We start from the raw sequence: 21,412 nt of genomic DNA on the forward strand, positions 1-21,412 counted from the left end.
CTTTTTACAGCAAAAGACGACTAGGATGGAAGAGCACTACACACCGTCGGCAATCGAACAAAAAATACAAGCCGAATGGGAAAAATCGGGGGTTTTTACCGCGACGGAAGATACCGGCAAAGAAAAATACTATTGCCTGTCGATGTTCCCCTACCCCAGCGGCAAGCTGCATATGGGGCACGTGCGCAATTACACCATAGGCGACGTCATCAGCCGCTTCCAACGCATGCAGGGCAAGCACGTGCTGCAACCCATGGGTTGGGACGCCTTCGGGCTACCGGCGGAAAACGCCGCAATGCAGAATAAAGTACACCCGGCAGACTGGACCTATTCCAACATCGACTACATGCGCGACCAGCTGAAACGCTTGGGTTTCGGCTACGACTGGACCCGCGAGCTGGCTACCTGCGACCCGGAATACTACCGCTGGGAACAGTGGTTCTTTCTGCGCCTGTTAGAAAAAGGCCTGGTTTACAAAAAAACCGCTCCGGTCAATTGGTGCCCGCACGATCAAACCGTACTGGCCAATGAGCAAGTCATAGACGGCTGCTGCTGGCGTTGCGACACCCCGGTCGAAAAGAAGGAAATTTCGCAGTGGTTTTTGAAAATCACCGCTTATGCTCAAGAATTATTGGACGACTTGCAAAAACTGCCCGGCTGGCCGGAACAGGTTCGCACCATGCAAGCCAATTGGATAGGCCGTTCCGAAGGCGTGGAAATGGATTTCGCGGTCGAAGGTTTCGCCGAGCCCATCCGCATTTACACCACCCGCCCGGATACCGTGATGGGGGTTACTTACGTAGCGGTAGCCGCAGAACACCCGGTCGCGCTGCACGCCGCTGCCGTCAATCCGCAGATTGCCGCCTTCATAGAATCGTGCAAACAAATGGAAACCTCGGAAGCCGCGATGGAAACCATGGAAAAACGCGGCATCGCTTCCGGCTACACGGCTGCTCATCCCTTGACCGGCGAGCAGGTGCCGGTCTGGATCGCCAACTTCGTATTGATGAGCTACGGCACCGGCGCGGTGATGTCGGTACCGGCCCACGATCAACGCGATTACGAATTCGCCCGAAAATACGGCATCAGCATTAAGCCGGTCATAGCCGCTGCCGACGGTTCCGACGACAGCACCCACGAAAAAGCCTTTACCGATAAAGGCGTACTGAAGAATTCCGGGGAATTCGACGGCTTGGATTTTAGCGGCGCCTTCAAGGCGATTGCCGACAAACTCATCGCCTTGGGCAAAGGCGAACCTAAAACCAACTTCCGCCTGCGCGATTGGGGTGTATCCCGCCAGCGTTATTGGGGCGCACCGGTGCCCGTCATCTACTGCGGCGATTGCGGCATGCTGCCGGTACCGGACGAGCAACTGCCGGTCACGCTGCCGCGCGACGTCGTGCTCGACGGTTCGCAGTCGCCGTTGGCCGCGCATCCCGAATTCCCACACGTAGCTTGCCCCCAATGCGGCAAACCCGCGCGGCGCGATACCGATACCTTCGACACCTTTATGGAGTCATCCTGGTATTTCGCCCGCTACGCCAGCCGCGATTGTCATACGGCGATGCTGGACCAACGCGCCGACTATTGGTTACCGGTCGATCATTACATCGGCGGCATCGAACACGCGATTTTGCATTTGCTGTATGCGCGGTTTTACACCAAGTTGCTGCGCGACCAAGGCCTGATTGGCTGCGACGAGCCGTTCAAAAACTTGCTGACTCAGGGAATGGTAGTCGCGGAAACCTTCTATCAACTGGACGAACACGGCCATAAACGCTATTTCAACCTGACCCAAATCGAAGTCGAACGCGACGCCAAAGGCAAAATCGTCGCGGCCAAACTACTGGACGACGGCTCGCCCGTCACGGTAGGGGCCATCGAAAAAATGTCCAAGTCCAAAAACAACGGGGTCGACCCGCAATTGTTGATCGACAAGTACGGCGCCGATACGGTACGGCTTTACACCATGTTCACCTCCCCACCGGATCAATCCTTGGAATGGAACGATGCCGGCGTGGAAGGCGCCTCCCGCTTTTTAAAACGTTTGTGGCGCTTGGTTTACCTGCACGTCGCTTCCGGTTTGCCTCAAAGCGCGGCAGACAAAAACACTTTCAGCGACGTACAAAAAGCCTTACGCCGTCAACTGCACCAGACTTTACAAAAGGTCAGCGACGACATGGCGCGCCGACACACCTTCAATACCGCCATCGCCGCGAATATGGAATTGGTCAACGCATTGAATAAGTTCGAAGACGACAGCGCAAACGGCCAAGCGGTACGTCAAGAAGCCTTGGAAGCCGTAGTATTGATGCTGTCGCCGATTGTTCCTCATATCTCGCAAGCGTTATGGCGCGAACTCGGCCATGCCGACGACATCGTTGTGCGCGCCTGGCCTACGCTGGACCCTTCCGCACTGGTACAAGACAGCATAGAGATGGTGGTGCAAGTTAACGGTAAGTTGCGCGGCAAACTGTCGGTAACAATTTCCGCATCCAAGCAAGAGATCGAAGCTTTAGCACTGGCGGACGACAACGTGCTGCGCTACATCGAAGGCAAGCCCATCAAGAAACTGATCGTCGTCCCGCAAAAACTGGTGAACATCGTTGTTTAAGTTCATGCGTTCAACCAAAGCAACACAACAGCTCAGCGGCATCGTGCTGGTTTTAGCCGCCTTGTGGCTAGGCGGCTGCGGATTTCATTTGCGCGGTTCGCTGGCCCTACCCAGCGAACTGAAACAATTATTTCTGTTCGGCTCTTCCGCGGCTTTAAAAGACGAAATCAAAAACATGCTGCGGGTTTCGGACGGCAAAATCGTCGCCTCGCCCAACGAAGCGGGCGTCGTGGTAAAAGTACTGAAAGAAGACCTGCGCCGGCGGGTGTTATCGGTCGGCTCCACCGGTAAATCCAGCGAGGTGGAGCTGAATTACTATTTGCGCTTTCAGTTTTACGACAATCAGGAAGCGCCGCTGTTGGACGAGCAAACCCTGGAAATCAGCCGCGACTACTTCAACGATCAAACCGCATTGTTAGCTAAAGACAACGAGGAACTGGTCATCAAAAAAGAAATTTACCGGCAAGCGGCCCGAATGTTGATGTTGCGCGCCCAAGCGGCGGTCGACAGCATTAAACGCTAAGCCCATGCGTTTAAAACCCGAGCAGTTGGACGCGCAATTGCAGCGCGGACCGAGTCCGGTCTATTTGATCAGCGGCGATGAGCCGCTGCAATCAGGCGAAGCTGCCGACGCCGTCAGATTAGCCGCCAAACAAGCCGGCTACGACGTCCGCGAAGTCATCGGCATAGAACAAGGCAATGAGTGGCCGTTGCTGAGTTTTGCAGCCGACAGTCTGTCGATTTTTTCCGATAGAAAGCTAATCGATCTGCGCTTGCCGTCCGGCAAACCGGGCCAAGACGGCAGCAAAACCCTGATCGCCTATTGCCAAAATCCGCCGCCGGATACGATATTGCTGATAACTTCCGGCAAATTGGACGGAAACGCAGTGAAAGCGCAGTGGTTTCAAGCCATAGACAAACTCGGGGTTATCGTGCAGGTATGGCCCTTGCAAGGCGGCGAGTTGTTAAATTGGCTGCAACGACGTAGCGAAAAAAGAGGCTTGACGCTTAGCCACGACGCCCTTAAAAATCTGGCTGTTAGGGTGGAGGGCAATTTACTGGCCGCAGCCCAAGAAATCGAGAAACTGTTTATTCTGTACGGCACGCACTCGATAGACCCTGCGAAAATCGAATACGGCGTTGCCGACAGCGCTCGCTTCGACGTATTCAGATTGACCGACTATCTACTGGCCGGACGGCTAAACCGTGCGACTAAAGTACTCGGCGGCTTGAAGGCCGAAGGCGTCGCCGCACCGATCGTACTGTGGGCGTTGAGTAGAGAACTGCGCATCCTTTGCAACGCTAAAAGCGAACTGGAAGCCGGTGCCTCGGTAGACAGCGTTTGCCGAAAATATCAGATTAGGGACAAACGCAAACCGGCTACGCTGGAAACCATGAAACGCCTGCGGTCTGAAGATTTGCAACGGCTCGTTTCGTCCTGTGCCCAAATCGACCGCACCATTAAAGGCCAGCTGCCCGGAGATAGCTGGGAAGCCTTATTTCAACTGTGCGTCGGCATCTGTAGACCCGATCTGGGGCTGCAGCACCATTAACCAAGCGCATCAATCAAGCAGCCACTCTCAAACCTGCGTCTTCGATTGAAACAATCGGCAAAAATCTTCTATCTTGGCCGGCGCCGCATACCAGTAGCCTTGGGCTTGGTCGCAGCCGTATTCTTCCAGCAATTGTACTTGAGCGGCCGTTTCCACCCCTTCCGCGATAACCTTAAGTTTCAAGCCGTGCGCCAAGCCGATGATCGAACGCACGATACAGGCGTCGTCCGCATCGACCAAATCTCCAACGAAGGATTTGTCGATTTTTAAGGTATCGACCGGAAAGCGCCGTAAATAACTGAGAGACGAAAAACCGGTACCGAAGTCATCTATAGCCAATTCGATCCCCAAGCCTTTCAGCATCTGCATTTGTTCTATCGCACTCTCGACGTCGTCCATTAAAGCGGTCTCGGTCAGCTCCAACTGCAAGCGGTTACTCGGAAAACCGGTTTCCTCCAACACCCGCTTCACATCGGCAAACAAACCGGCATGCTTGAATTGTCTGGCGGATAAATTAATGGCGATCTTTAATTGATTTAATCCGCTAAATTCCGGACGGGAAAAATCCCGGCAGGCCTTTTTTAACACCCAAACGCCCAGCTCCGCGATGATGCCGCTATGCTCGGCAATCAGGATAAATTCGTCCGGGCCTATGGCCCCCAATTGCGAATTCCAACGCAACAAGGCTTCGGCCCCGCATATCCGGCCGGTCTTTAAGTCTATTTCCGGCTGATAATGCAAGGAAAATTCGTCTCTGTCCATCGCTTTGCGCAAATGACTCTCTATCATCATGCGCCGCATCGCTTTGGCATTAGCCGCCGCATTGTAAAACTCGAATTTGTTGCGTCCGTGGCGTTTGGCGGTGTAAAGCGCGTCGTCCGCATGTTTGATCAATTGAGGGGCATCGGTAGCGTCGTCCGGGTATACGCTAATGCCGATACTGGCGCTGACGAATACACTATGGCTGTCGATGACCAAAGCTTGTTTGACGACATCTATGATGCGCTGAGCAATGTCTCCGGCGTCTGCCGGCGTGTGCAATTGCAAACTGATAATCGCGAATTCGTCGCCGCCCAATCTGGCCACGGTCTCCTGCTCGCGCAAACACGCGTTGATGCGCCGGCCGACTTCGATCAACAGCTTGTCGCCTATCGTATGCCCCAAGGTGTCGTTGACGTGCTTAAATTTATCCAAGTCTAAATACATGACCGAAAACAAGCCCCGATTACGTTTGGCATAGGCAATCGCCTGATCCAGACGCTCGCTGAATAAGCTCCGGTTAGGCAAGTCGGTAAGCGGATCGAAATAAGCCATGTGGCAGATAAGCTGTTCCGAATCTTTACGGTCGCTGATATCGTGTATAACCGACACGAAATTGGTCACCTTATCGTGCTCATCCAACACCGGCGCTATCGACTCCAGACACCAGAACAAATCGCCGTTTTTTTTGCGGTTTAAAAACTCGCCATGCCAAGCGTTTCCGGAGTGTAAAGTCGCCCATAGCTGTTCGTAGGTTTCAGCCGAAGTCAGATCCGACTTAATCAGATTGACTTTTTGCCCGATTACTTCGTCTCGCCGGTAACCTGTGATAGAAAAAAACGCCGGATTACAATATTGGATACGGCTGTCTATGTCTGTTATCACGACCATTCCGGAGCTGTACTCAATCGCCGACGACAACTTGCGCAACTCGTGCAGAGTGATTCTATGACTTTGAACTTCGTCGGCCAAAGCCCGATTCGCCGCCATCAATTCGGCTTGGCTGGGTATCGCCAATGCTTGGGGAATCAACGGCCAAATAAGCAGCGCGGTTGCTACGGAACTGACGGCCGTCGCGGCCTTGACTATGCCGGAAAGCCAATAATCCGGCACCCATATATTCCATATGCTAAGCAAATGCGTGGTACCGCAAAGAAAGATAAACAAACCGAAACCCGCGTAAATCCAGCCGAACTGTATGTCTTTACGCTTGATCAATAAATAAAACAGCGCGAACGGAATCGAATAATAGGAACAGACGATTAACGCATCGGATACGACATGCAACCACAACAAATCGCTTTGCCACAAATAACAATGGCCGTGCGGCAAAAAACCGGAAAACTCGTCGTAAGCAAAGGGTAAAAAGTTCATGACTCTCACTGAGTTACTGCATGTCACAAGCCGAGCAAATCGATCGGCGCAGCTATGGCGCTAGGCGCAGCTTACCGCACTTTTTGTGAAATCAAAACCGAGACATTGAGTCGGCGCAGCCTAAATTTTAGAAAGGCAAATGCAATCACCGCAAGTAAACGACAACCCTAGGGCTGCCATGCGGTCGGCTCGGTTTGATCCGCCGATCGCTTGCAAGCTCAATTCGATACCGAAAACGTAATTCAGTCTTAACCGCTTGACGTTTCAAAAGCCGACAATTCTTGATAGGATTGCTGGGTTTTCAATTTATTCGGATGAAAGTCATGAGCGTAGTCGAAAGAATACAAGAACAACTCACCAGTTATCCGGTGGTGCTGTATATGAAAGGCACTCCGGATTTCCCGCAATGCGGTTTTTCCGGCCGCGTAGTACAGGTGTTGCAAGCCTGCAATGCCGATTACCGGGCCATCAACATTTTCGAGGAACCCGAAGTTCGCGAAGCACTGAAAAGCTATTCCAATTGGCCGACCTATCCGCAGCTTTACATCAACGGCGAACTGGTAGGCGGTTGCGATATCGTCATGGATCTATACAACCGCGGCGAGCTGGAAAAAATGCTGGTAAAACCGGAGTAAGCAACAAATGGCGGCTCGCGAGAGCGGGCCGCACACATCAAGCCGCTGCTAAGGCCGACAACTTTTTCCACCGGTTATAGATGATGCAAAACAATTGTGCAGTTTGCTCGGCATCGTAAAGCGCCGAGTGCGCACGCTGGTTGTCCCATTCCAAACCGGCCGCTTCGGCAATTTTCGCCAATACGGTCTGCCCGAACACCAACCCCCCTAAGGTGGCGGTATCGAAGCTGCTAAAGGGATGAAACGGACTTTTTTTGCACTGGGTCCTATCGATCGCAGCGTTAAGAAAATTGATGTCGAATGCCGGATTATGTCCGACCAAGATCGCTCTTTTACAATCGTTGCGTTTTACCGCGGCGCGTATCGGCAAAAACAATGTTTGCAAAGCATCTTTTTCTTCAATAGCCATCCGAAAAGGATGATACGGATCGATGCCGGTAAACTTGAGCGCCGCCTCGTCCAGCTCGGAATTCTTGAACGGAACGATGTTGCAATGATGCTTTTCGGTAATGCGCAACCAGCCGTTTTGATCTTGTTCGACGATTACGGCCGCCATTTCCAACAGCGGATTTTTTTTGGCATTGAAACCGGCAGTCTCGATATCGACTACCACGGGTAAATAACCGCGAAAACGGTCGCCCAGTGGAGTGAAGCAGTTATCCATATTGCTACATTGGCTAGAAAAGAAGGTAATATGGTATGTTACGTTAAGTTTTCGCCGCTTTAAACAATAAACAGGTTACGAGGTTACATTTATGCCATTCAAAAGAATAGGATCATTGATTGTGCTTAGCCTTTCGACGATTCTGAACGGTTGTGCGACAACGGCCGTGCACGACAGCAAAGATCCTTACGAGAATTGGAATAGAAGCGTCCAGTCGTTCAACGACCATTTGGACGACTACGTGATGAAACCGGTCGCACATGGCTATCAATGGATTACCCCGTCGTTCGTCGACCGGGGCGTCACCAATTTCTTCAGCAATATCGACGACATCGGCGTCTTCGCCAATCAGGCGATGCAGGGCAAATTTGCCGAATCCGGTCTGGATGCGGCCCGCTTCCTGATTAATACCACCGCCGGTGTAGGCGGCTTGGTCGACATTGCCGGCATGCTGGACCTTGGCAAACACAACGAAGACTTCGACCAAACGTTGGGAGTTTGGGGGGTGCCTACCGGTCCTTATTTGGTCTTGCCTTTCTTTGGGCCAAGCTCCCCGCGCGGCATTTTCGGTTTAGTCGGCGATGCGGCCATGAATCCCTTTACATACGCCGGCTTTTATCTCAACCCGAATTGGATAGGTTCCGCCGTATCTATCGGGGCGGGTGGTTTAAAAGCCGTGGACACTCGCGCGGATTTGTTGAGCATCGAAAAAATCGCCAGCGAAGCTGCTATCGACCGTTACGATTTCTTCAAAAACGCCTACCTGACCCAACGCAACTACTTGGTCAACGACGGCAACGTACCGGAAGACGACGTGTTGAAATTTCAGGAATTGAAAGACGAAGGCTACGGCCCGGTTTCGCCAAACCCTTATTGATTCCTTTGTAACGCCCTTAGAAAGTCGCCGTAACGGCGACTTTCTAAAATCCTTTACGCTCCAATCGCGCTTAGCGCTATGGCAAAAGCGATTGCACCGCACTGCCGAACAACTGCCAAATCGGCTGCAAGCCCGCCGGCAACGGCGCTAATTTTCCCAATTCCACCCAGGGGTTGTCGGGATTGTGAAAATCCGAGCCTAGGGACGCATACAAGCCGTGTTTCAAGGCCAATTGGGCGCTAAGCCGAATATCGTCCGGCGACGACCTGCCCGTGACCACCTCTACGCCGACACCGCCCACTTGCTTGAACGCCGCCAGTACCCGATCGATCCACTTATGGCTCAAGTTATAACGCAAGGGGTGGGCTAACACCGCGACGCCGCCTGCCGCGTTAATCCACGCCACAACTTCGTCCAACTCGGCCCATTGGGTAGGCACGTAACCGGGCTTACCCTTGCTTAAGTACTTGTCGAACGCATCCTGCTGATCTTTGGCCTTTCCGGCCTGCACCAAAAAATTCGCAAAGTGCGAGCGGGTAATTTCCCCGGTACTTGCCAGCGCGCGTACCGCCGGATACGCGTCGGCGATGCCCTTTTTGGCCAGCTTCTCGGCCATTTTTCGCGCGCGTTGCCCACGAAGCTCGCTTTGCCGAGCTAAGCCTGCCGCCAACACCGGATGCTTGGGGTCGATGTCCAAACCAATCACGTGTAAACACTGATTGGCATACAGAGCGGAAACTTCGATGCCATTTAACAGGCAAATGCCTAACTGTTCAGCGGACGCCGCCGCTGCTTCCAACCCGAACGTAGTATCGTGATCGGTCAGCGCCAACACCGATACCCCCTTGTCTTTGGCACGCATCAGCAATTCAGCCGGCGACAAAGCGCCGTCCGACGCGGTAGAGTGACAATGCAAATCGAAAACCGGGGACATTACTGATACTCGCCGTACAGTTTGGCGTATAAACCGTTTTGTTGAATCAAAGCCTCATGCCTGCCCTGTTCGCAAATACGCCCTTCTTCGAACACGTAAACATGATCCGCTTGCTTCACCGCACTCAAGCGGTGGGCGATAATAATGGTGGTGCGGCCTTCCAAAAAACCGGCCAGCGCGGCGTGCAGCTTGAATTCGGTTTCGCTGTCCAACGCGGAAGTCGCTTCGTCCAAAATGACTACGGACGGCTTGCTGACGATCATGCGTGCAATCGCCAACCGCTGTCTTTGCCCACCCGACAAGCGCACGCCCTGCCTGCCTACCACCGTATCCAAACCACGCTTCATCTCCATCACCGTCGTGCCCATCTGCGCCAACTCCAACGCATGCCAGAGCTCGGCATCGTCGACATTCCGCCCCAAAGTCAGATTATCCCGAATCGAGGCGTTCAACAAAGCCGGATGTTGCAAAACGGTAGCGACATGCTCTCTAACCACATCCAGGCCGATACCGGACATCGGCACGCCATCGAAATAAATCATCCCGCTAGCCGGCGGATATAAACCGATCAAGGTTTGAGCCAACGTGGATTTACCGCCGCCGCTGGCGCCGACCAATGCAATTTTACTACCCGCTGCTATCGCCAAATTGATACCGTTCAGCACCGGTTCGTCCCGGTAACTGAAATACAAATCCTTAACGGTAACGCCGACCGTTTTCTTGTTAAGAAACGGATTAAACACATGCGGATAGTGCGGCTCGCGATTTAAGCGGGTCAGTTGATTAACCCGAATCAGGGCTGCTTTAGCGGCGTAGAATGCCTGCTGAATCCCCAAAATCTCTTGCACCGGAGCCATCATAAACCACAAATAACCGAATACCGCCAGCATCTGCCCTATGCTCAAATCGGAATACAACACCATCAGCATCGCCGTGGCGCGAAAAATATCGAATCCGAATAAAAACGTTAAAAAACTTAATCTGGCCGCCGCGTCGCTCTTCCAGGCGAACGCTATGGAATGTTCTTTAACGGCTCTCGCACTTTCCATCAATTGCAAGCCGTAATGTTGCTCGCGATTGCTGGCGCGAATTTGGTGTATCGCTTCCAGGGTTTCGCTTAAAGCCTGTTGAAACACGCCGTAGGCTCGGTTTTCGTTGGCTTTTAGATCTTTGATTCTGGAACCGACCGCTTTGGCCAAATAAATGACTACCGGGTTCAAAAAGATGATGAACAATCCTAATTGCCAGTGCATCCACAGCAAGATAACCGCGGTACCCAACACCGTGAGAATGGCAATCAACAATTTACTGATGGTGTTGCCGATGAAATTGTCCAAAGTGTCCAGATCGGTGACCATATAGGCCGTCACGGTACCGCTGCCCAAGCTCTCGTATTCGGACATCGATATGCTCTGCAAGTGCCGGATCAAGCTTTGCCGGATGCGAAAAATGACGTCCTTGGCTATCATCGAAAATTGCCGGGTCTGCACGATATTCAACACCAAAGCGAACAAGCGCAACAATAAACTGACGATCAACACGCCGGCGATATAGACTGTCGGTTGACGCCAATCGGCCGGCAGGTAAGGATCGACGCTGTTTAAAATCAAACCGGGTTTGTTGAGTAAAACTTCGTCGACCAACAAAGGCATGATCAAAGGTACCGGCACGGCGGCCGCAGTGGCCAGTACCGCTATCAAGTGGCCGGTGATCAGCTTTTTTTTATGTCTTAGGGCGATTGCGAATATATAGCGCCAAGAATATTCGTAGGAGATGGACGGTAGCTTAGTCTTCAAATGTCTTGGCGCGGTAAAAGTTGAAGCAATCCATGGACAATGGTGATTTTGCCGTCTGGTAAAATGGGTAGTCTGCGCTTGGGATTATAATCCCTTAGCCACTCGGCTAAAACCCTTGGCCGATTTGAATATTCCCATCATCATTCACGTCCGGACTATCCTAAGCCATACTCATCCTGTTTCGCTTTGCGTAAGCAATTTACCGACATTTGCGTAGGCTTGACTCATGCATTGTTTCTTACAACGCGGTGACATCGGCGCGAAAAAACTGGTAGATTGCCGGCTTATTTTTCCCGCTGTCCAAGTTTACGATTGCAATAGGAACACCGCATGGCTAACGATAATAGAGACGACAAAAAGAAAGTTGCTTTAAACCAAGCAACGTACGACGAATTGAAAACTTTTACCCGCTTGAATGCGCTGAAATTGCGCGTCACGATAGACGTAATGGTCGAATTAATGTTGAAAGACGAGGCGTTGCGTCAACGTATCGTAGAGTTCACTTTGGAAAAGCAGGAAGCACAAAAAAAAGGCTAATGCTGACGGCATCACCTGCGACGGCGGCCTTTTCCGCCGCCGCCGGCTTAGCTCAGGGTTTGTTAGCTTGCCGATGCCCCTTCAAAACCGCCAATTGTTCGGCGGTCAATAATTTAAATACGGCATTGTCGGTTGCACTGATCTCGCCGAGCATGTTCGAGTGCAGTTGCGCGAGCTTTGCAATCATGGGCGCAGCCTTATCGCTGCTGTAATCGTTGGAAAAACTCAAGGCGAGCAACGCTTCTTTGGCTTGGTGTTCTTGCTTGCCAAGATCTTGCATGGGTTGCCGGCGGCTTTTCAGCAACTCGGCCAGCTGGTTTTTTTGTTCGTCGCTTAACGCAATCCCTGTTAAATACGGCGGCAGGTGTTCGCCGGGTCCGACGGCACCGGATTTTCCCATGCCGCCCTTACCCTCCATACTCATAGCGCCGTGAGGACAAGGCGGCTCTCCCGGCATGGGTGGCATCGCAAAGACGGCGGACGAACATAACAATACAGCCAACATCAATTTTCTCATCGGTCACTCCTGGAAATTTTACGAATACTCAGTGACAGCTAGTAGCGCTCACCGTCGGCGGACAGTATCGTCTTTACACGGTAAAACGCTGTTATTACGGTGTAAATTTAGGTAAATCCCGGAGTAAGCGATTGGTCTCTCGGTTACCGGCGATTATCATGACAACGTTTACACAACCAGGGGACTCACGTGACGAACACGCAAATCTTAATCATAGACGACGACATCGAACTGACTGCACTCTTTCAGGAGTATTTGGCGCAAGAAGGCTTTCAAGTGACGGCATGCCATGACGGCGGCAACGGCTTGGAAATGGCGCTTTCCGGACGCTTCGCCCTGTGCGTGCTGGACATCATGCTGCCCGACATCAAAGGCACCGAAATTCTGACCAGAATACGTCAACAAAGCGGCTTGCCCATCCTGATGTTTACCGCCAAAGGCGACGACGTCGACAGAATTATCGGCTTGGAATCCGGCGCCGACGATTACGTACCCAAACCTTGCTCGCCGCGCGAATTGGTGGCGAGGATCAAAGCGATACTACGCCGCACCGAAGCCTTAGAAACCGAAAGCAAAGGCCCGTTGACAGCAGGCCCCCTGCAAATCTGGAGCGATAAACGCAAAGCGCGCTGGTTCGAGCACGACTTGGAACTGACCAGCACCGAATTCAATTTGCTGCAAACCTTGGCATTGAACGTCGGCCATATCGTCAGCAAACAGGAACTGTCCGAAAAAGGCCTAGGCCGGCCGCTGGCCCGCTTCGACCGTAGCATAGACGTGCATATGAGCAGCATACGCCACAAACTCGGCAGCCAGGCCGACGGCAGGTCCTACATTCAAACGGTTCGCGGCCAAGGCTATCAGCTGGTCCGAGACTAGGCATGGGGCGATTGTTTTGGAAGTTTTTCTTTTCGTTTTGGCTAGCCGTGTTGCTGGCCGGCATCGGCGTCGGTAGCGCCGTATGGTGGCGACATAGGGAACAACTGAATGCCCGGCAACTGACGGAGATGCATATAGACCGGCACGCCGACGCCTGGGTATCCGCTGCCGCCAATGTATTGCGGCACGGCGGCATCGATGCGTTAAGCCAATATTTGTCCGAACTCGGCGAACCGCACAATCCTCCGGTGTATGCAGTCGACGACACAGACCGCGAATTACTTAGAAGAGAAGTCAGCGCAGAAACGCTACAACATGCCCGCGCCTTGTACTTGCGAGCCGCTTTTCCCAAGGCCATTCAACTGATCCAGGCCGCGAACGGCCATAGCTACTTGCTGTTCGCCGCGTTACCTGAACACGGTTTTCATCCACCGCACGAGCAGGATGTCCAACGCGGCATTCCTCCCGGGCCGCCGCCGCATGCCGGTCACGGCGAATTCGGCCCGATAGAATTCGGTGGCAAACCGCCCGGGGTGACGCACCCAAGACCGCACGAGCCACCGTCACCTTGGTTACCTATTACCACCGGGCTTATCGCCAGTCTATTGTTCAGCATGGCGTTGGCCTGGTATTTCGCTACGCCGATCCGCGGCTTACGACAAGCGTTCGCAGCGGTGGCGGAAGGCAAGCTGCAAACCCGGGTCGGCCGCTCATTGGGCAAACGCAGAGACGAACTGGTCGACTTAGGCTTGGCTTTCGACCATATGGCCGAACAAATCGAAAACTTGGTAGACGCGCAACAACGCTTGTTGCACGACGTATCTCACGAATTGCGTTCGCCGTTGGCCCGCATGCAGGTAGCGATTGGTCTGGCTCAACAGCAACCGGACAAAATTGCCGCCAGCTTGGAGCGTATCGAACGCGAATCCCAGCGAATTAACGAACTGGTAGGCGAATTATTGATGCTGTCCAGATTGGAAGCCGGGGTCTGCGACGATGCATGCGTCGATGCCGATGTCGGCTGCTTGCTGAAAGACATAGCCGAAGACGCCCGTTTCGAAGCCGAATCCAAGGGGATTAGCTTGACATACCGCAGTGTTGCCGACGAATTATACGGCTCGATCCGCGCCGAACTGTTGTTGCGAGCCGTGGAAAACGTCTTGCGCAATGCGGTACAACATTGCCGCGCAGACGGCGAAGTGGAAATGATCGTAGATTATCAACCTTCCCTACAGTGCTTAAAGATAACGGTAAACGATCAAGGTCCAGGAGTAGCGGAAGCGGATTTGCAAGCCATTTTCATGCCATTCTTCCGGAGCGGGAAACGCGTCAGACCGGATAGCGTGGGCTTGGGCTTAACCATTGCCCAACGTTCCGTATCGGCACTAGGCGGAAACGTCAGTGCCCGCAACCGGCCGACAGGCGGCTTGCAAGTCGCTATCGAATTACCCTTTACCGCTACGATGGCTTCCGGCGTAATCTAATTTTGAAGTCGGCGCAAACCGCGCCATTCATATAGCTCTCCCATTCGCCGCCGTTGCAAACATGCCAAGCACTCTATAGCACCTCAGGACAACAGGAGACAACGATGTTTAGACCATTGATTTTTACCCTAAGCTGCCTGAGCTTATTAGGCTTTAGCAACGTCTCCTGGCCGGGCGGGCGCCACGCTCACGCCCATTCCGGCTTTGGCTTTTATGTTGGCGTACCGTTTTGGCCCCGGCCCTATTACCTCTACCCACCCTATTACGACTACGCCCCACCGGTCATCACGGTCTTGCAAGATCCGCCGGTTTACATCGAGCGCGAACCCGCCGCCGCAGCCGCCGGTCACACCTATCCGCAAGGTTACTGGTATTACTGCTTCGATCCACAGGGATATTACCCCGTTGTGCAGACTTGCCCGGGTGGCTGGCAAGCGGTCGAACCGACTCCGCCCCAATAACCGCACTGTGCTTATAACAGAAATCCGATGAACTCGCGTTTACCCTTTCTCTGCTTGAGCCCATGCTCAGCGCTATTCGCTTGCGCGCACCATACTTAGCGGCCCAAGTATTACGGCCCTACCCGCAATAGCATGCGGTTCGACCCATTTCGCTACGATGACGAAATGTGCCGCCGATATGCCGCCGACTAGACCGGCATAAGCCCTACGCAAGCCGCCGCAAACAGCCAACTCGGTAGCGCGGTCGCCGACTCCGCCCCTAGGCGCGCTGGACGGAACGGCAATAGGCAGTGGTGACGGCGCGGCGATAGGCGCGGACAGGATGGTTACCGGCAGCATCGTCGGCAGCGGATACGGTCGCAGCTCGGCTTACGCTAGCCAACAAAATACGACAACGCCTACATTCAATATATGTACGGCCAAGGCCACAAAGTACCAATTTCAGAGCGCATCGCCAAGTCACCCGCCCCGACTAGCCGTTTCATACCGCCCTCGCGCCTCCCGGAACCCCACCACCGCCTTCGCGTGAGTGCAACAGACGCGACGCATGATGACAATCATCCGGCCAATGAAAAGCGCTGACGCTGAAAGCACACTCGTGCGCTTAGAAAACTATTTTTTACAACACCGCAGTAGTTCTCATAATGAGTTTCAGGAAAATAAGCGAGGTTTTTCTTGACTGAAGCATGAAACTCCTGTTTAATGCGCGGCTGTCACAGCGCCCAGGTAGCTCAGTCGGTAGAGCAGAGGACTGAAAATCCTCGTGTCGGTGGTTCGATTCCGCCCCTGGGCACCATTTTTCCGCACGCAAAAATCCCCTAACACACTGAACGGTAATGATAATTTCGGTTTTCTATATCCGCCGTTTCGCGTGTAATTCAACGGCTACGAAAACACCAGTTTGAGCACGGCGCGCTGGTCTTCAAATCGCCCGGAATGCTATATTTTCAAGGGGTTAACTAATAGGTGCAGGGCGATTCGATACATCTCGTCGAAGCCGGGTAGCGGTTGCTTTGCTGCGACCAGTTGATCGTTCAGCACCAGCCGTTTTTTCTCCAGCGCATTGATTTGATTATCCGGTCCGGCAACCCAACGGCGGTTCTTTATGCTGTCATTGCACGGCATCACCGCGCTTCGCGGTCATTTAAGACAACCCGCTCACCGCTAGCGGGCTTAGCCACGCTATAAGCCGGATGCTAGCCCAAGTCGACCGCTCTCTGCTTGTCGAATAGCCGGTAACCAAGCGCCACACTTTTCCACCGTCCGCCAATACCTCGACAAACATACCGCTTCCGTCAATTTGCGCCTATGCAACAGCTTCATCATGGTTACAGCCTAACACGACGGACACATCGCATATTGATTTTTTTAAAATCGAAAATAGATGCCCGCTTACCTATGCTTGCGCCCTGATAACATCGATTTTCTCACCCTACATCAAGGATGTTCGTGCCCGATTGGGACAGACTTGGCAGGATTTCGCAAGATCAATCCGAAACACGCTTTTGCTAAATAACTGGTATTTAATGGATTGCTTCGGAACCGTCCGGAACCGCTGCTATTTCCCGATACAAAAGCTAATGTTTATATAATAATCAATATATTATGAACTATTTTGGGTAAATATAGTGTAAGTTGATGCAATGCAGAAAGAAACATAAGTCAACTATCGGACACAAGGGGACGGATGGATTTTCTAGAGAATGCCTGGTAATGAGCCTTAGCTAACGTTTACTACTTACCCTTTGCGCAATTCTATAAAAGCATTTTGACTAATGTAACTTCTGGCGAATTATCGACGCTTCACTAAATAGACTGTCCGCTTCTTTCCGGCGACTGCTGTCGGCTTTGACCAAAATGCCTAAATTATTCAGCGTCATGGCTACATACGGCAAATAGACGGCCGGGTTGTCGGCGGCCAGCTTGCGGTAATCGCCTAACGCCTCTTGATACAAGGCCTCCGCTTCTTTCCGCCGGCTGCTGTCGGCTTTGACCAAGATGCCTAAATTATTCAGCGACATGGCCACATCCGGCAAATAGACCGCCGGGTTGTCGGCGGCCAGCTTACGGCGTACGCCTAGCGCCTCTTGATACAAGGCCTCCGCTTCGTTCCGCCGGCTGCTGTCGGCTTTGACCAAGTTGCCTAAATTATTCAGCGTCATGGCCACACCCGGCAAATAGACCGCCGGGTTGTCGGCGGCCAGCTTACGGCGTACGCCTAGCGCCTCTTGATACAAGGCCTCCGCTTCTTTCCGCCGGCTGCTGTCGGCTTTGACCAAGTTGCCTAAATTATTCAGCGTCGTGGCGACACCCGGCAAATAGACCGCCGGGTTGTCGGCGGCCAGCTTACGGCGTACGCCTAGCGCCTCTTGATACAAGGCCTCCGCTTCGTTCCGCCGGCCGCTGTCGTCACTGACCAAGATGCCTAAATTATTCAGCGTCATGGCCACATCCGGTAAATAGACCGCCGGGTTGTCGGCGGCCAGCTTGCGGCGTACGCCTAGCGCCTCTTGATACAAGGCCTCCGCTTCTTTCCGCCGGCTGCTGTCGGCTTTGACCAAGTTGCCTAAATTATTCAGCGTCGTGGCGACATACGGCAAATAGACCGCCGGGTTGTCGGCGGCCAGCTTACGGCATACGCCTAGCGCCTCTTGATACAAGGCCTCCGCTTCTTTCCGCCGGCCGCTGTCGTCACTGACCAAGGCGCCCAAATTATTCAGCGTCATGGCCACATCCGGCAAATAGACCGCCGGGTTGTCGGCGGCCAGCTTGCGGTACACGTCTAACGCCTCTTGATACAAGGCCTCCGCTTCTTTCCGCCGGCTGCTGTCGTCACTGACCAAGATGCCTAAATTATTCAGCGTGCCTGCCACATCCGGTAAATAGACCGCCGGGTTGTCGGCGGCCAGCTTACGGCGTACGCCTAGCGCCTCTTGATACAAGGCCTCCGCTTCGTTCCGCCGGCGGCTGTCAGCACTGACCAAGGTGCCTAAATTATTCAGCGTCGTGGCCACATCCGGCAAATAGACCGCCGGGTTGTCAGCGGCCAGCTTACGGCGTACGCCTAGCGCTTCTTGATACAAGGCCTCCGCTTCGTTCCGCCGGCTGCTGTCGTCACTGACCAAGGCGCCCAAATTATTCAGCGTCGTGGCGACATACGGCAAATAGACCGCCGGGTTGTCGGCGGCCAGCTTGCGGTAATCGCCTAGCGCCTCTTGATACAAGGCCTCCGCTTCGTTCCGCCGGCTGCTGTCGGCACTGACCAAGAGGCCTAAATTATTCAGCGTCATGGCGACATACGGCAAATAGACCGCCGGGTTGTCGGCGGCCAGCTTGCGGTACACGTCTAACGCCTCTTGATACAAGGCCTCCGCTTCTTTCCGCCGGCTGCTGTCGGCACTGACCAAGAGGCCTAAATTATTCAGCGTCATGACCACATCAGGCAAGTAGACCGCCGGGTTGTCGGCGGCCAGCTTGCGACACACGCCTAGCGCCTCTTGATACAAGGCCTCCGCTTCTTTCCGCCGGCTGCTGTCGGCACTGACCAAGTTGCCTAAATTATTCAGCGTCATGGCCACATCCGGTAAATAGACCGCTGGGTTGTCGGCGGCCAGCTTGCGGTACACGTCTAACGCCTCTTGATACAAGGCCTCCGCTTCTTTCCGCCGGCTGCTGTCGGCACTGACCAAGAGGCCTAAATTATTCAGCGTCATGGCCACATCAGGCAAGTAGACCGCCGGGTTGTCGGCGGCCAGCTTGCGACACACGCCTAGCGCCTCTTGATACAAGGCCTCCGCTTCTTTCCGCCGGCTGCTGTCGGCACTGACCAAGAGGCCTAAATTATTCAGCGTGCCTGCCACATCCGGCAAATAGACCGCCGGGTTGTCGGCGGCCAGCTTGCGGTAATCGCCTAGCGCCTCTTGATAGACTTTTTCCGAAGCCTTAAATTGATTGTTGTCTTGTAAAAAACGAGCGTAAGCAAATAAATTTTCGGGGGTGCGAGCGGATGTCAGCGCTTTTTCATAATATTCGCTGGTTTTGCCAACCCGATCCGGCAGACTATAATCAATCGCTGTGAGTTTAGCTTTCAGTAAAAACTCTGTAGCGTTGTTATTTAATTGTCTGTCCAGTTCGGCTTGCTCAGTTTCCATCCGTTTTTTTTTAACTAATAATGCGCTTTGGTCTTGGCTCATACCTTCTGCGTCTAAAATGGTACGTGCTTTCTGATAATCTCCTGTATCGAAATATTGTTTAGCCAGACGTAATCTTTCGGTGTTGATCGGGATTTTGTTGAAATCTTCGGCCAGTTTTAATACGTCGCGCTTGAAATCTTCTATGTTTTGTTGCGCCTGTTTTAACTCTTGTCTAAAACTAGGGTCTTCAGGATAGGATTTGAAATGCTGTTCGGCTTTTTCAAGTTCAGACTTTAAAGCGAGATAATCCGCTGATTTATAGATATTGCCCGTAGTGACGATGTTGCTATCACCATCGATGTTTGTGCTGATAATATTGTGGTTGCCATTGACTTGGTTGTTATTGTTGCCGGTTATAACCATGCTACCCGTGGGTGCTGGAACCTTATCCGAATCGTTTAAGTACGCATAGATTCCACCGATCGCCACCGCTAAACCACTTCCGATGAAGGCCAGTGTTTTTTGATTTTTTGAGACTGAAATCCAACGCCAAATTCGTTTTAGCCAAATCATAAAACTCTAAATTTTTATCACTAAAAGGCGACATCATCACACACGCCATGCCCGCTATCAATCTAACGTGCATGCCACTTATATTGTCCTTTTAGAACAGTCCGATGGAAACACTTACCCTATGTGCGGCATCAAATGGCCGCAATATAATCTTAGCGGGCGTTGGAGTTTAAAAACCAATGCCCGTTTCGGGTCGATAGCACGCATATAACCTCGCCGACATTTTCTCACTTAACTTCAATTAAACTTCGCAAATTAATGTATACATTTTTTTACACTTTACACACACCCTTCAAACCCGCATTCTACCGTGTAAATAAAACTTAACTTTACACTTTATTTACATGTGCTATCATGAGTCTAAGACTTTATTTTACACATAGGCGGGTTTATGAAAGGTCAAAACATCGGTTACGTTCGGGTGAGTTCCACGGTTCAAAACACTGAACGCCAATTGGCGGACATAGCGCTTGATCGGGTGTTTACCGACAAGGTGAGCGGCAAGGATGTTAATCGGCCAGAGTTGAGCAACTGCTTAAACCATTTACGCCAAGGCGATACCTTGCACGTGCATTCGATAGACCGGTTGGCGCGGAACCTGAAAGACTTGCAAACCTTGATCGAGCAACTGACCGGCCAAGGCGTGTCGGTGAAGTTTTACAAAGAAAATCTGACCTTCGAAGCCGCCGCCGCGTCGCCCATGCAAACGCTTATGCTGCAAATGCTGGGCGCGTTTGCCGAGTTCGAGCGCACCTTAATCAAGGAACGCCAGCGGGAAGGCATACAAGCCGCCAAGGCCCAAGGCAGAAAGTTAGGCGCCCCGGCTAAAATGAGCACCGAGCAAGCCGCCGAAATTAAAGCCAGGATCGAAGCCGGCGAAGAGAAAAGCGCCGTCGCTAAAGCCTACGGCATCAGCCGGCCGACCTTATACAAACTACTCGCCGCCTAAGCTCCCAACAAAACAAAAGCCGGCAAGCCATCCCGGCCGCCGGCTTTTTTTATCGCTTTCGGTTAGATCAAGCCTCGCTGGGCAAACGAAAACGGCGCACCGTTGCCGATTATGAAGTGGTCCAACAACCTAACGTCGATCAATTGCAGCGCCTGCTTGAGTAGGTTGGTAATGTTTCTATCCGCATCGCTCGGCCATAAGTCGCCGCTGGGGTGATTGTGGGCGATGAATAGTGACGATGCGCCGAGTTGTACGCAGCGTTTAACCACTTCGCGCGGATAAATCGCAGCAGTATCGACGGTTCCTTTAAACAACTCTTCGTATTGAATCACTTGGAGCGGCGCGCTTAAGTACAAGCACGCGAATACTTCGCGATCCCGCTCGCGCAAACGGGTTTGAAAGTAAGTGCCAACCAATTCCGGGGTATTCATTAAGTCGCCGCGCTCTACCCGCTGGTTGAGCAACAGCGCTGCCGCCTTGATGATTTGCGCCTCGGTCAGCGAGCGACGCGCCGAGTATTTGCCGCCGGCATCGGCCACAAAATACGGCAATTTCAGCGGATTTGTAGCGTGAATGTGCGCCGCCATGGTTACACCTCCCAGCAAAAGCCGATAGCTGACAACGCCGGTGAGGCAAGCGGCCCACATACGGATGGTTTGTTGGGGCAATGATG

At 52.8% G+C, this 21,412-nt stretch carries 19 protein-coding genes and 1 tRNA gene; 11 read left to right on the plus strand and 9 right to left on the minus strand.

Going from position 1 to position 21,412, the window contains the following annotated elements:
* Window positions 1–25 precede the first annotated feature (25 nt).
* The 3 genes from leuS to holA are packed head-to-tail and all read left to right on the plus strand — an operon-like array spanning window position 26 to window position 4,167.
* Window positions 26–2,614, plus strand: a complete 2,589-nt coding sequence (gene leuS, locus F1E05_RS11675) for a leucine--tRNA ligase (RefSeq protein ID WP_150048639.1) — start codon at window positions 26–28, stop codon at window positions 2,612–2,614.
* 4 nt (window positions 2,615–2,618) lie between these two features.
* On the plus strand, window positions 2,619–3,137 hold the full coding sequence (locus F1E05_RS11680) for an LPS-assembly lipoprotein LptE (protein ID WP_150048641.1): 519 nt from the start codon (window positions 2,619–2,621) through the stop codon (window positions 3,135–3,137).
* Between the two features lie 4 nt (window positions 3,138–3,141).
* The gene (gene holA / locus F1E05_RS11685; protein ID WP_150048643.1) at window positions 3,142–4,167 is read left to right on the plus strand and encodes a DNA polymerase III subunit delta; all 1,026 of its coding nucleotides are present in this window, start codon (window positions 3,142–3,144) and stop codon (window positions 4,165–4,167) included.
* A gap of 27 nt (window positions 4,168–4,194) precedes the next feature.
* Here holA and F1E05_RS11690 read toward each other — a convergent pair whose 3' ends face one another.
* Complete coding sequence (locus F1E05_RS11690; protein ID WP_150048645.1) at window positions 4,195–6,300, minus strand: putative bifunctional diguanylate cyclase/phosphodiesterase; 2,106 nt, start codon at window positions 6,298–6,300, stop codon at window positions 4,195–4,197.
* A 323-nt stretch (window positions 6,301–6,623) separates the two neighbouring features.
* Between F1E05_RS11690 and grxD the strand changes: the two genes are divergently transcribed.
* Entirely contained in the window at window positions 6,624–6,935 is a 312-nt protein-coding gene (gene grxD / locus F1E05_RS11695) for a Grx4 family monothiol glutaredoxin (RefSeq protein WP_150048647.1), read from the plus strand.
* Window positions 6,936–6,972: 37 nt separating this feature from the next.
* Here the strand turns inward: grxD and rnt are convergent, their stop codons facing one another.
* Window positions 6,973–7,599 (minus strand): ribonuclease T, encoded by a 627-nt coding sequence (gene rnt / locus F1E05_RS11700; protein ID WP_150048648.1) that lies wholly within the window; start codon window positions 7,597–7,599, stop codon window positions 6,973–6,975.
* 91 nt (window positions 7,600–7,690) lie between these two features.
* Between rnt and F1E05_RS11705 the strand changes: the two genes are divergently transcribed.
* Window positions 7,691–8,476 (plus strand): MlaA family lipoprotein, encoded by a 786-nt coding sequence (locus tag F1E05_RS11705; RefSeq protein ID WP_150048650.1) that lies wholly within the window; start codon window positions 7,691–7,693, stop codon window positions 8,474–8,476.
* Window positions 8,477–8,552: 76 nt separating this feature from the next.
* On the opposite strand, the gene F1E05_RS11710 is transcribed toward F1E05_RS11705, so the two are convergent.
* Window positions 8,553–9,410, minus strand: a complete 858-nt coding sequence (locus tag F1E05_RS11710) for a PHP domain-containing protein (protein ID WP_150048652.1) — start codon at window positions 9,408–9,410, stop codon at window positions 8,553–8,555.
* Window positions 9,410–11,206, minus strand: a complete 1,797-nt coding sequence (locus F1E05_RS11715; protein WP_150048654.1) for an ABC transporter ATP-binding protein — start codon at window positions 11,204–11,206, stop codon at window positions 9,410–9,412. The genes F1E05_RS11710 and F1E05_RS11715 overlap by 1 nt, the downstream gene beginning before the upstream one ends.
* Window positions 11,207–11,536: 330 nt before the next feature.
* Between F1E05_RS11715 and F1E05_RS11720 the strand changes: the two genes are divergently transcribed.
* Window positions 11,537–11,743, plus strand: coding sequence for a hypothetical protein (locus tag F1E05_RS11720; protein ID WP_150048656.1), 207 nt, complete (start codon window positions 11,537–11,539; stop codon window positions 11,741–11,743).
* Between the two features lie 52 nt (window positions 11,744–11,795).
* Here the strand turns inward: F1E05_RS11720 and F1E05_RS11725 are convergent, their stop codons facing one another.
* Window positions 11,796–12,260: a Spy/CpxP family protein refolding chaperone gene (locus F1E05_RS11725; protein ID WP_150048658.1), complete on the minus strand. Its 465-nt coding sequence runs from the start codon at window positions 12,258–12,260 to the stop codon at window positions 11,796–11,798.
* Between the two features lie 189 nt (window positions 12,261–12,449).
* Here F1E05_RS11725 and F1E05_RS11730 point away from each other — a divergent pair, with 189 nt between their 5' ends.
* The 3 genes from F1E05_RS11730 (at window position 12,450) to F1E05_RS11740 (ending at window position 15,084) form a co-directional block, all read left to right on the plus strand.
* Window positions 12,450–13,139, plus strand: a complete 690-nt coding sequence (locus F1E05_RS11730) for a response regulator transcription factor (protein WP_150048660.1) — start codon at window positions 12,450–12,452, stop codon at window positions 13,137–13,139.
* A 2-nt stretch (window positions 13,140–13,141) separates the two neighbouring features.
* Entirely contained in the window at window positions 13,142–14,623 is a 1,482-nt protein-coding gene (locus F1E05_RS11735) for an ATP-binding protein (RefSeq protein ID WP_150048662.1), read from the plus strand.
* Between the two features lie 104 nt (window positions 14,624–14,727).
* Window positions 14,728–15,084: a hypothetical protein gene (locus F1E05_RS11740; RefSeq protein WP_150048664.1), complete on the plus strand. Its 357-nt coding sequence runs from the start codon at window positions 14,728–14,730 to the stop codon at window positions 15,082–15,084.
* A 72-nt stretch (window positions 15,085–15,156) separates the two neighbouring features.
* Here F1E05_RS11740 and F1E05_RS11745 read toward each other — a convergent pair whose 3' ends face one another.
* Window positions 15,157–15,423: a hypothetical protein gene (locus F1E05_RS11745; protein ID WP_150048666.1), complete on the minus strand. Its 267-nt coding sequence runs from the start codon at window positions 15,421–15,423 to the stop codon at window positions 15,157–15,159.
* A gap of 381 nt (window positions 15,424–15,804) precedes the next feature.
* Between F1E05_RS11745 and F1E05_RS11750 the strand changes: the two genes are divergently transcribed.
* Window positions 15,805–15,880, plus strand: a tRNA-Phe gene (locus F1E05_RS11750).
* A gap of 143 nt (window positions 15,881–16,023) precedes the next feature.
* Here F1E05_RS11750 and F1E05_RS11755 read toward each other — a convergent pair.
* Window positions 16,024–16,212, minus strand: coding sequence for a hypothetical protein (locus tag F1E05_RS11755; RefSeq protein WP_150048668.1), 189 nt, complete (start codon window positions 16,210–16,212; stop codon window positions 16,024–16,026).
* A 644-nt stretch (window positions 16,213–16,856) separates the two neighbouring features.
* Window positions 16,857–19,640, minus strand: coding sequence for a tetratricopeptide repeat protein (locus F1E05_RS11760; protein WP_190303118.1), 2,784 nt, complete (start codon window positions 19,638–19,640; stop codon window positions 16,857–16,859).
* Between the two features lie 541 nt (window positions 19,641–20,181).
* Here F1E05_RS11760 and F1E05_RS11765 point away from each other — a divergent pair.
* On the plus strand, window positions 20,182–20,739 hold the full coding sequence (locus F1E05_RS11765; protein ID WP_150048672.1) for a recombinase family protein: 558 nt from the start codon (window positions 20,182–20,184) through the stop codon (window positions 20,737–20,739).
* 62 nt (window positions 20,740–20,801) lie between these two features.
* On the opposite strand, the gene radC is transcribed toward F1E05_RS11765, so the two are convergent.
* Window positions 20,802–21,326: a RadC family protein gene (gene radC, locus F1E05_RS11770; protein WP_232056637.1), complete on the minus strand. Its 525-nt coding sequence runs from the start codon at window positions 21,324–21,326 to the stop codon at window positions 20,802–20,804.
* Window positions 21,327–21,412: the final 86 nt, after the last annotated feature.

The organism is Methylomonas rhizoryzae (assembly GCF_008632455.1).
GTDB classification, from domain to species: Bacteria; Pseudomonadota; Gammaproteobacteria; order Methylococcales; family Methylomonadaceae; genus Methylomonas; species Methylomonas rhizoryzae.